The 8,235-nt window shown below is 70.3% G+C and carries 7 protein-coding genes; 3 read left to right on the top strand and 4 right to left on the bottom strand.

What is annotated here, in order from left to right:
• The first annotated feature begins 125 nt into the window (after window positions 1-125).
• Window positions 126-1,136, top strand: a complete 1,011-nt coding sequence (locus AB4112_RS03350) for a LacI family DNA-binding transcriptional regulator (protein WP_309795317.1) — start codon at window positions 126-128, stop codon at window positions 1,134-1,136.
• Here the strand turns inward: AB4112_RS03350 and AB4112_RS03345 are convergent.
• From AB4112_RS03345 to AB4112_RS03330, 4 genes are read right to left on the bottom strand one after another with little or no spacing between them, the layout of a single operon-like run.
• Window positions 1,133-1,939, bottom strand: a complete 807-nt coding sequence (locus AB4112_RS03345; protein ID WP_309795319.1) for an inositol monophosphatase family protein — start codon at window positions 1,937-1,939, stop codon at window positions 1,133-1,135. The genes AB4112_RS03350 and AB4112_RS03345 overlap by 4 nt on opposite strands.
• On the bottom strand, window positions 1,936-3,063 hold the full coding sequence (locus AB4112_RS03340; protein ID WP_309795321.1) for an ABC transporter ATP-binding protein: 1,128 nt from the start codon (window positions 3,061-3,063) through the stop codon (window positions 1,936-1,938). The genes AB4112_RS03345 and AB4112_RS03340 overlap by 4 nt, the downstream gene beginning before the upstream one ends.
• Window positions 3,060-5,255 (bottom strand): ABC transporter permease, encoded by a 2,196-nt coding sequence (locus AB4112_RS03335; protein ID WP_441717066.1) that lies wholly within the window; start codon window positions 5,253-5,255, stop codon window positions 3,060-3,062. The genes AB4112_RS03340 and AB4112_RS03335 overlap by 4 nt, the downstream gene beginning before the upstream one ends.
• A gap of 25 nt (window positions 5,256-5,280) precedes the next feature.
• Entirely contained in the window at window positions 5,281-6,318 is a 1,038-nt protein-coding gene (locus AB4112_RS03330) for an ABC transporter substrate-binding protein (protein WP_441717065.1), read from the bottom strand.
• 196 nt (window positions 6,319-6,514) lie between these two features.
• On the opposite strand from AB4112_RS03330, the gene AB4112_RS03325 reads away from it, so the two are divergent.
• Window positions 6,515-7,567, top strand: coding sequence for a LacI family DNA-binding transcriptional regulator (locus AB4112_RS03325; protein WP_441717064.1), 1,053 nt, complete (start codon window positions 6,515-6,517; stop codon window positions 7,565-7,567).
• Window positions 7,568-7,727: 160 nt separating this feature from the next.
• Window positions 7,728-8,177 (top strand): NUDIX hydrolase, encoded by a 450-nt coding sequence (locus AB4112_RS03320; RefSeq protein ID WP_309795328.1) that lies wholly within the window; start codon window positions 7,728-7,730, stop codon window positions 8,175-8,177.
• Window positions 8,178-8,235 lie beyond the last annotated feature (58 nt).

Genomic DNA, 8,235 nt, shown 5'->3' with positions numbered 1-8,235 from the left:
CACTGCCGTGCAACCGGTTGCCGGTCAAGCCGCAACCGGTTGCACGGAGAATTTCTCTCCGCACGCAACGCTTCGCGGCGCCCCGCAGTCGCGCTAAGAAGGAGGAGTCGAAGCAGTGGACTCACATGGACCAGCCGTCGAAGCCGATCCCGACGATCCAGCAGGTGGCCCGGGCCGCCGGCGTGGCGCGATCGACCGTGTCGCGCGCCTTCACCCGGCCCGACATGCTGAACCCGGCGACGGTGGCCCGGGTGATGGAGGTCGCGGCCGCGCTGGGATACGCCCCGAACCAGGTGGCACGGGCGCTGTCGACCGGACGCTACGGCAACATCGCCCTGATCGTGCCCGACGTCGCCAACCCGTTCTTCCCGCCGCTGATCCGTGCCGCCGAGGCCCGCGCCGACGATGCCGGGTTGTGCGTCTTCCTCGGCGACACCGACGAGGACCCGGCGCGCGAGGACCGGCTGATCGGCAAGCTCGCCGCCCAGGTCGACGGCTTCGTGCTGGCCTCGTCGCGCCTGGCCGAGGATGCGATCCGGGCGCATCGCGGGCGCCGCCCGATCGTCTTGGTCAACCGGGACGTCGAGGGGTTGGACCGGGTGCTGATCGACAGCGCCTCCGGCACCGCGGCGGCGGTGCGGCATCTCCACGATCTCGGCCACCGGCGCATCGCCTATATCGGCGGGCCGCCCTCGTCCTGGTCGAACCAGCAGCGCCGGTCGGCGGTGCTGCGGGCGGCCGAGGATCTCGGCGTCACGGCGGTCGAGGTCGCGGCCCAGCGCCCGTCCTATGAGGGCGGGGTGGCGGCGGCGCCGGCGGTGCTGTCCGCCCGCACCACCGCCGCCATCGCCTTCGACGACCTGGTGGCGCAGGGGCTTCTGGCCGGGCTGGCAGGGCTGCGGATCGAGGTGCCGGCCGCCTTCAGCGTGATCGGCTGCGACGACGTGCTGGGCGCGCGGACCTACCCGCCTTTGACCACCATCTCGTCGCGCTCGAACGATGCCGGCCGGACGGCGATCGAGATCCTGCTCGACCAGCTGTCGTCCGGCGTCTCCCGCGGCGCGGCCCATGTGCTGGGCACGGAACTGATCATCCGCGCGACCACGGCCTCGCCTGGCCCGGCCCGACCGATCTAGCCGGCCAGGGCGGTGGGGTGGTCGGTCGCGCGGTGCAGGTCCTGGGTCATCGTCACCAGCCGGTCGCGCAGCACCGGGGTGGCGGCGAGCAGAAGGTTGCCGCGGCGCAGCCCGTCATCCGCCAGGAAGTCGTTGGTCCAGCCGCCGGCCTCGCGCACCAGCAGGATGCCGGCCAGGGCGTCCCAGGAATTGATGTGGAGCTCGGCGTAACCGTCGTTCAGGCCGCAGGCGACCTCCGCGAGGCCGAGCGCGCCGGATCCGTGGCGCCGGAACTCGATGGCGGCGTCGGTCAGCCGCTGCAGCAGGGTGCAGAAGGCCGAGAGCGGCCGGCGTTCGGACCAGCCCACCTCCACCACCGGCGCCGCGCCGTGCCTCAGCCCGCTGACCTGGATCGGCCGTCCATTCAGGGTCGCGCCGCGGCCACGCTGGGCGACGAACAGGCGATCATCGGCCGGGGCGTAGATGATGCCGATCTCGATCTCGCCGCGCCAGAGATAGGCCAGCGACACGCACCACCGGTTGTTGCCGTGGATGTATCCCGCCGTGCCGTCGATCGGGTCGACCACCCACACCCGGTTGGCGGCCTCGCCGCCATACTCCTCGCCGATCACGGCGTCGTTGAAGCGCCGAGTGACCTCTTCGCGCACCAGCTGCTCCACCGCGCGGTCGGCCTCGGTGCAGAAGTCGATCGCGCTCTTGGCCTCGATCGGCGCCAGGGTCCGGCGCATGCCCAGCGCCAGGGCGCCCGCGCGCAGGACCAGGTCGACGCCGAAGGCGCAGCGTGTGTCCAGGCTGTCCATCATGCCGCCTCGTCCGCCGGCACCAGGGCGGCCCCGTCGGCCGTGATGGCAACGCCGACCGCGGTGCCGGGGGCCAGGGGGGTGCCGACATCGCCGTCGATGACGAAGGCCTCGGTCCCGATCTCCATAAGCTCCACCTGATACTCCATGTGACTGCCGAGATAGGCCGCCTTGCGGATCACGCCGCCGAGCTCGCCCGGCTGGGGGCCGCCCGCCCGCAGCCGGATCGCCTGGGGCCGCACCGCGATCTCGAAGGCGCCGGCGGGCAGGTCGCGATGCGGCAGCTGCAGCGTGGCCCCGCCCAGCGCGACCCGGGCCATCGCCCCGTCCTGGCGCTGCACCGTGACCGGCAGCAGGTTGGCATTGCCGATAAAGTCGGCGATGAAGCGGTTGGCCGGCCGCTCATACAGGTCGCGTGGCGTGCCGTCCTGGACGATCCGGGCCGAATGCATCACCACGATGCGGTCGGACACGGCCAGCGCTTCCTCCTGGTCATGGGTGACATAGACCACGGTCAGGCCCAGCGCCTGCTGCAGGCCGCGGATGTCCTCGCGCACCCGGCGCCGCAGCTTGGCGTCGAGGTTCGACAGCGGCTCGTCGAACAGCAGCACCTTGGGTTCGAGAACGATGGCGCGGGCCACGGCGACGCGCTGCTGCTGGCCGCCGGACAGCTCGCTCGGCAACCGCCGTTCGAAGCCGGACAGGCCGACCGCCGCCAGCTTCTCCGCCGCCATGGCCTCGGCCCGGGCCTGCTTGATGCCGGAGGCGCGGAGGCCGTAGCAGACATTGTCCATCACGCTCATATGCGGGAACAGCGCGTAGGACTGGAACACCATGCTGACGTCGCGCTCGGCGGCGGAGCGGTGGGTGACGTCCTCGCCGTCGATCAGGATGCGGCCCTCGCTGGCCAGCTCCAGCCCGGCGATCAGGCGCAGCGTCGTGGTCTTGCCGCAGCCCGACGGCCCCAGCAGGGTGACCAGGGTGCCGCGTTCGATGGTGAAGCCGATGCGGTCGACCGCGGCCACCGCACCATAGCGTTTGCTGACGGTGCGGAACTCCACCGCCGGCAGTCCGGGGGCCGGGTCGCCGGCGCGCGCCGGGTCGTTCAGCTTGGTTTCTCGGGTCACGCCTGCACCACTGCTGGACGGTTGCGGGGTGTCGCGGCGGCCGCCGGGCGGCGGCCGATCCGCCGTTCGCCCACCACCGCCTGGATCACCAGGAGGGCCAGGACCATGATGGTGATCAGGACCGCGGAGTAGACGATCGCCAGCCCGTATTCCCCGAACTCGGCCCGGCCGACGATGTAGACGGTGGCGAGGTTGAACTCGCCGCTGACCAGGAAGATCACCGCGCTGACGCTGGTGATGGCCCGGACGAAGGCATAGACCAGCGAGGTCGTGATCGCCGGCCGCAGGATCGGCAGGATCACCCGCCGCAGCGTGGTGGCGGACCGGGCGCCGAGGGTCAGCGACGCCTCGTCCAGGCTGCGGTCGATCTGGCTGAGATTGGCCAGCCCGGCGCGGATGCCCACCGGCATGTTCCGGAACACGAAGGCGATGATCATGATCATCGCGGTGCCGGTCAGCTCGATCGGGCCGCTGTTGAAGGCCAGGATGTAGCTGATGCCGATCACCGTGCCGGGGATGGCGAAGCTCATCATGGTCAGGAACTCGAAGGCGCCGCGGCCGGCGAAGCGCTGCCGGTTCAGCAGATAGGCGGTCAGGATGCCCAGCGCCGCGGTCGGGACCATGGCCAGCAGCGCGACCTCGAGCGTGGTGATCAGCGAGTTCCAGGCCGACCCGGCCAGGTACCAGCCATGGTCGCCCTGGCCGATGCCGAAGGCGGTCAGGAAGTATTTCAGCGTCGGGGTGTTGTCGCTGCCGACCGCGTTGACGAAGCCGCCGAACAGGATGATGGCGTAGACCGCGACGGTCAGCGCGATCCAGGGCAGGACCACGGTGTAGCACAGGATCCTGAGGCCGGTCGGCAGCCGCCCGGGCAGGCCGGCATCGCCCTTGCCCGACACGGTGACGTAGCTTTTCCGCCCGGTCCACAGCCGCTGCAGCAGGAAGGCCGACAGGCTGAAGCTCAGCAGCACGATCGCCAGCACGGCGGCCTGGCCCTGGTCCTGCGCCGCGCCGACCACAGCGAAATACACGCTGGTCGACAGCACCCGGAAATTGCCGCCGATCATCATCGGGTTGCCGAAATCGGCCAGGCTTTCGATGAAGGCGATCAGGAAGGCGTTGGCCAGGCCCGGCCGGATCAGCGGCCAGGTGACATGGCGGAAGGTGCGCCAGGGACCGCTGCGCAGCGTCTGCGACGCCTCCTCCATGCTGGGGCTGACGCCCTGCAGCACGCCCAGCAGGACGAGGTAGGAGATCGGGGTGAAGGCCAGCAGCTGGGCGATGGTCAGGCCCGGCATGCCGTAGATCCAGCGGCTGCGCGGCAGGTTGAACCATTCGCCCAGCATGGTCGTGACCATGCCGGCCCGGCCGAACAGCAGGATCAGCGCCAGGCCGATGACGAAGGGCGGCGTGATCACCGGCAGGATCGCCAGCACCTTGAACAGCCGCGGGAACGGGAAGCGGGTGCGGTTGGCCACCAGGGCGAAGGCGAGGCCCAGCAGCGTGCTGAGCACCCCGACCAGGGTGGCCTGGGCCAGCGAGTTCCAGGCCACGCCGCAGTTGCGGCCGCCGCTCAGGCAGGACAGGCCCCAGATCGAGGAATCGGTCAGCTTGTCGGCGAACAGCGGCAGGTCGACCTGGCCCTCATTGTCCTTGAAGGCGGAGAGCAGGACGCACAGCACGGGGTAGCCGACGAAGACCAGGATCGAGCCGCAGACGATGGTCAGGGCGCCGACGGTGAAGGCATCGCCCTTGCACCAGCCCAGGCGGGCCAGGCCGTGGGCGACCAGCAGCGCCATGGCGAGCAGGTAGAGCAGGGCGCCCCAGCCGAGCGCCGGCTGGGAGGCGGTCCACCCGGCGAGGCTGCCGAGGTCGACCAGCGCCCAGCCGCGCCGGTCGATGGCGAAGGCCTGCAGCAGGGTCCAGCCCAGGCCGATCATGCCGGCCGCGACCAGCAGCCTCGGGCGCGGCCGCAGCTCGGCCACGCTGGCGAGCAGGAGCGGCAGCAGCAGCCCGAACAGCCAGGGATGGCCGCGCAGCCCCTCCAGCACCGCCGGCGCCCCGCCCTCGGTCAGCGCCGCCACCAGCCCGCCCTCCACCCCGTACCAGGGCAGCAGCAGGACCGCGGCCCAGCCGAGCAGAAGGCACAGGCGAGGGGCCGACAGGCGCCGCGCGGCCGCTCCCTTTCTCATCTCCGTCGCCTCGGCAATCCGCTCCTCAGCCGCCGTTCTTCACGTCCTTGGTCCAGCGCGACAGCAGCCGGGTGCGTTCGGTGGAGGAGCCGTACTTCTCGAAATCGTAATGGATCAGCTTGATGTTGCTGGTGTCGGGGGATTCCGGCGGCACCGCGGAGCCCTTGTTCGACGGCATCTGGAAGCTGCCGTTCTTGGCCGCGATCGCCTGCGCCTCGGGCGTCAGGGCCCAGTCATAGAACTTCTTGGCCTCCTCGGCGTGGCGGGCGCCCTTGATCAGGCTCATCGACCCGATCTCGTAGCCGGTGCCTTCGCAGGGCGACACCACCTTCACCGCCGGCACCTGCTTGGCGGCGTTGATCAGGTCGTGCTGGAAGGCGATGCCGACGATGGTCTCGCCGCGGCCCACCGCCTGCGCCGGCGCCGCGCCGGCGCTGGTGTACTGGTCGATGTTCTTGTTCAGGCCGACCAGGTACTCGAACGCCTTGTCCTCGCCCATCAGCTGCACGATGGTCGCCAGCATGGTCCAGGCGGTGCCGGAGGAGTTGGGGTCGGCCATCTGGACCTCGCCCTGGAATTCGGGCTTCAGCAGGTCGGCCCAGCAGGCCGGCGCGGCCAGGTCGCGGCTCTTCAGCTCGGTCTCGTTGTAGCCGAAGCCGAGGATGCCGAGATACAGCCCCACCGTGCGGTCGCCGGAGCGCTTGGCCTGGTCCTGCGCCCAGTCCCTGAGCTGGTCGAGCTGGGGCGATTTGTAGGGCTCGGTCAGCCCGTCGGCCGCGGCCTGCAGATGCGGGTCGCCGGTGCCGCCGTACCAGATGTCGCCGCGCGGATTGTCCTTCTCGGCGCGCAGCCGGGCGAAGATCTCGCCGGCGCTCTGCCGCGTCATGTCGACATGGATGCCGGTCTTCTCCTGGAAGGCGCCGGCCGCGGCCCGGCACCATTCCTCGTTGACGCCGCAATAGACCACCACCGAGCCCTCGGCCCGGGCGGGGGCCGCCTGCAGCGCCAGCCCCGCGGCCAGCGCGATCGCCGCGCAGGACAGGGTGGCGGCTTTCGACGTCATGGACATCCTGGTCCTCCCATCATTTTTCCGCCCTCGCGGCGGAGAGCTTGTTTGCAACCGTGTGCAAAATGCTGTTCGATCCTGCCGGTCCCGTCAACGACAAATCGTGACAGTTTTCTTACGGCACCGGAACCAAGATGTTTGCACACAGTTGCAAAAATCCTATGATCCCTCCCGAATGATGGAGAGAACGGCCATGACGGGCCGCCGGAGCCGATCGCCAGCCCTGCCGGACCCCGAGCTCGACGCCCGCGGCTTCGTCGGCGCGCGCTCGGTGGCTGAGCGGGCCGGGGTGTCGCGGTCGGCGGTGTCCCGCACCTTCACCCCCGGCGCCAGCGTGTCGGAGGAGACGCGCCGCCGCGTCCTGACCGCGGCGACAGAGCTGGGCTACCACGTCAACCACCTGGCCCGCGGCGTGTCGGGGCGGCAGACCGGCATCGTCTGCCTGGTGGTGGCCGACATCGATTCGCCGCAGCCGTCCCGCATGGCCCGGGCGATCACCGAACGGCTGCAGGAGGCCGGCAAGGTCGCCGTCCTGCTCAGCGTCGGCGGCCCGTCCGACGACATCGCCGCCACGCTGCGCCGCGCCCTGAACTATCGCGCCGATGCGACGGTGGTGATGTCGGGCACGCCGGCCCAGTCGATCGTGCGCGAATGCCTCGACAACGGGCAGAGGCTGATCCTGATCAGCCGCGACGACCGCATCGTCGGGCCCGACAACATCCGGCTCGACAATGCCGGCGCGGCGCGGACGGCGCTGGGCCTGTTCCTGCAGGCCGGCTGCCGCCGGCCGGCCGTGGTCACCACCGGGCTCGGCACGCCCAGCCTGTCGGCCCGGACCGACGCGTTCGTGGCCGCCGCGCGCGCGGTCGGGATCGAGCCCCAGGTGGTGCGGCAGGGCCAGATGACCGGCTACGACAACGGCATCGCCGCCGCGCATCAGCTGTTCGCGGCCCCGGTGCGGCCGGACGCGGTGTTCTGCGTCAACGACATCACCGCCTTCGGCCTGATCGATGCGGCGCGGCACGAATTCGGGCTGCGCGTGCCGGAGGACCTGTCGGTCATCGGCTTCGACAATGTCCAGCAGGCGGGCTGGCTGTCCTACCAGCTCACCACCTTCGATCATCCGGTCGCAGACATCGCGGGCCATGTCGCGGCACTGGCCTCGAAAAGTCGCGACGACCGCATGTCCCCGACCAGAATTGAGCTGGCGCCCGACCTGGTCTGGCGACGTTCGGTCAGGATCTGACCGGATGTCCGCCGCGCCTCAATTTCGCCAGACCGGCCAAGCATAAAGGGAACGATTTGATGTCACCCGATATTGCAGAGGTTCATTCGCCCGGGTTCCGGGCGCCACAGTGCTCCACCGGCGGTGAACACGTGATCATGAGCGAGGCAAACTAGGGATTATGACGGGACGAGAGCAGGCGACCCGCCTCCAGTTCGGCGCGCTTCCCTATCGGTTCCGGCAGGACGGATCGCTCGAGATCCTGCTGGTGACCAGCCGGCGGACCCGGCGGTGGATCATCCCGAAGGGCTGGGCGATCAAGCACAAGACACCGGCCAAGTCGGCGGCGCGGGAGGCCTATGAGGAGGCCGGCGTCCAGGGCGTCGTGAGGACCATCTCGATCGGCAGCTTCGTCTACGACAAGTGGCTGGACGATGACGATCTCAGCGTGCGGTGCGAGGTGCATGTCTTTCCCCTCCAGGTCGAACGCCAGCGCCGGACCTGGCCGGAGCATGGCGAGCGCGAGACCCGCTGGCTCGATCCGGATGCCGCCCTGCTGCTGGTGGAGGAGCCGGGGCTGCGCAGCCTGATCTCGGACTTCCATGGCGGCATTGCCGCCCGAGGCGGATGAACGGGCTGCGCTGACCCGGCCGGTCATCATGTCCCATCGCTGGTGCAGCCGCCGTAGA

Source organism: Inquilinus sp. 2KB_23 (assembly GCF_052115705.1).
Taxonomy (GTDB): domain Bacteria; phylum Pseudomonadota; class Alphaproteobacteria; order DSM-16000; family Inquilinaceae; genus Inquilinus; species Inquilinus ginsengisoli_A.
Note: the sequence above shows the minus strand (reverse complement) of the source record. Positions and strands in the feature narration are given on the sequence as shown.

Bases quoted from the DNA above. Each gene is read 5' to 3' on its own strand.
- AB4112_RS03350 (WP_309795317.1), top strand. From the start codon at position 126: ATGGACCAGCCGTCGAAGCCGATCCCGACGATCCAGCAGGTGGCCCGG.
- AB4112_RS03345 (WP_309795319.1), bottom strand. From the start codon at position 1,939: ATGATGGACAGCCTGGACACACGCTGCGCCTTCGGCGTCGACCTGGTC.
- AB4112_RS03335 (WP_441717066.1), bottom strand. From the start codon at position 5,255: ATGAGAAAGGGAGCGGCCGCGCGGCGCCTGTCGGCCCCTCGCCTGTGC.
- AB4112_RS03330 (WP_441717065.1), bottom strand. From the start codon at position 6,318: ATGACGTCGAAAGCCGCCACCCTGTCCTGCGCGGCGATCGCGCTGGCC.
- AB4112_RS03325 (WP_441717064.1), top strand. From the start codon at position 6,515: ATGACGGGCCGCCGGAGCCGATCGCCAGCCCTGCCGGACCCCGAGCTC.
- AB4112_RS03320 (WP_309795328.1), top strand. From the start codon at position 7,728: ATGACGGGACGAGAGCAGGCGACCCGCCTCCAGTTCGGCGCGCTTCCC.